This is a genomic window from Acetobacterium wieringae (assembly GCF_026646375.1).
Classification (GTDB): domain Bacteria; phylum Bacillota; class Clostridia; order Eubacteriales; family Eubacteriaceae; genus Acetobacterium; species Acetobacterium wieringae_A.
Genome location: NZ_JAIPPU010000047.1, coordinates 1 through 1,818, shown reverse-complemented (window position 1 = coordinate 1,818; position 1,818 = coordinate 1). Strand labels below are relative to the sequence as shown.

Sequence of the window (1,818 nt, the reverse complement as noted above, 5' to 3'; positions counted from 1 at the left end):
GATATGCACGATATAATATCAATTGAGAAAATATAGCAGAAAACGCCTTGCAAAAAAATGCAAGACGTTTTTTTATTATTGACTCTCACATGGTGTGAGGGTCTACACTGGATTTACAGGAAAATAAAAATCATGTGGAGGAATGTACTATGCAAAATTTTAAGGTAAATCCCATTGGTAGAATCAGTGTCAACAAAGGAGGGATGTTTATTGAAATTGAACCGAAATATATCCCGGCCATGCAAGCATTAGATGGTTTTAGTTATCTTAATGTCATTTGGTGGTTTAGCGACTTCGATAACGAAGAAACTAGAAATGTTTTAGAAGTGCCACAATCTTATAAAATTGCCCCGGATGTAATGGGCATATTTGCTACAAGATCGCCTGTTCGCCCCAATCCGATTGCTTTAACTGCGGTACAGATTATTCATATAGACTACGAAAAAGGCGTTATTCAAATTGCCTATATTGACGCTAATGATGGAACACCTGTACTTGATATAAAGCCATACACGCCGAGCCTTGACAGGGTGGAAACTCCCGGTGTGCCGGAATGGTGTAGTCATTGGCCCATGAGTTTAGAGCAATCGGGAAGTTTTGATTGGGAGAATGAATTTAATTTTTAAATTTCCTTACACCAATTATCGGCTATGGATAAAAAATGCTCTAATAGTCAATACAACGGGTCGCTATGGGACGATGGCGGCCTGTTGTAGCCAGCCGACAACAAAGTAAAATCATATCATATTATTGTAACGCTGCTGGGGCGGTGAATATAGGATTTGAAGCAACTGCCGAAAGAATCCAGTCAGAAATATCAATTATAACCTGCTCATCAATATGTTGTGCAACCTTATATTCTTTTTTTGCCTTTAGTATCTTTCCATAAATATAAGGCATAAACAAATGATTTAGATTAGGGTATAGTTTGAATGTAACATTTTGTTTTTCTTTTAACAATACTTTGTATTGATTAAGGTCTTTTTCTATGGAGACATGAAAATCTTTATCTCCTTGCAGAATTAGTATCGGCTTATTTAATGGCCCAAGATAATTGGTTAATGGATGTTCACCCATTTCCTTTAAGTAGTAGGCTCTGCCGTATTTTCCTAAAACCAATGTTGATTTAGCTTCTTCATCACTCATGTTATATATATTATCAAATTTGGAGGATAATCTTGCTATTTGTTTTTTGGCGATCACTTGTAAAAAACGATTCAGTGATTTTAGAACCTCATTATTTTGCTCCATAATGACCTCTTCAAGTTTCCTTGAAGTGCCGCCCATAATAATAAGTCCGGTAAAATTTCCGCCTTCCGCATCAATTCGTGGAGACAGCATTCCCCCCATACTATGGCCTATTATAAATATTCTTTCAGAATCGATGCGTGAGTCTTTACGTAAGAGATCGGCGGCAAGAATAGCATCTTCTATGGTTTCTTCCCTAACCGTTAATCCAGGGTGGTTTGTCATTTCTTTGCCATATACAAATGTTCTCTTATCATAACGCAAAACTGCGATTCCCTTTTTAGATAAACCTTCCGCAAGGTCTTTGAAAGGATAATTATTACCAATTTTTTCATCCATGTTTAGCGGACCAGAGTCATGCACCAGTACAACCGCGGGAAACAATCCATCGGACTCTTCAGGAATGCTTAACATTCCGTTAAGCGGATACTGTGTTTCGGGACCGATAACAATTTTCTCCTCAATCATTGTATTTGCCTCCTATTTATAATCTCAATTCGTTTATTATCTGTCTCTTATACACATCTGACGCTGCCGACGATCTTACGCGTTTTTTTCTGTAGCGTCACC

General features: G+C 37.6%; 2 protein-coding genes. One reads left to right on the top strand and one right to left on the bottom strand.

Going from position 1 to position 1,818, the window contains the following annotated elements:
• Positions 1-149 precede the first annotated feature (149 nt).
• Entirely contained in the window at positions 150-626 is a 477-nt protein-coding gene (locus Q7P33_RS17850; protein WP_303872091.1) for an SAM-dependent methyltransferase, read from the top strand.
• 121 nt (positions 627-747) lie between these two features.
• On the opposite strand, the gene Q7P33_RS17845 is transcribed toward Q7P33_RS17850, so the two are convergent.
• On the bottom strand, positions 748-1,716 hold the full coding sequence (locus Q7P33_RS17845; RefSeq protein WP_303872090.1) for a S9 family peptidase: 969 nt from the start codon (positions 1,714-1,716) through the stop codon (positions 748-750).
• Between the last annotated feature and the right edge of the window lie 102 nt (positions 1,717-1,818).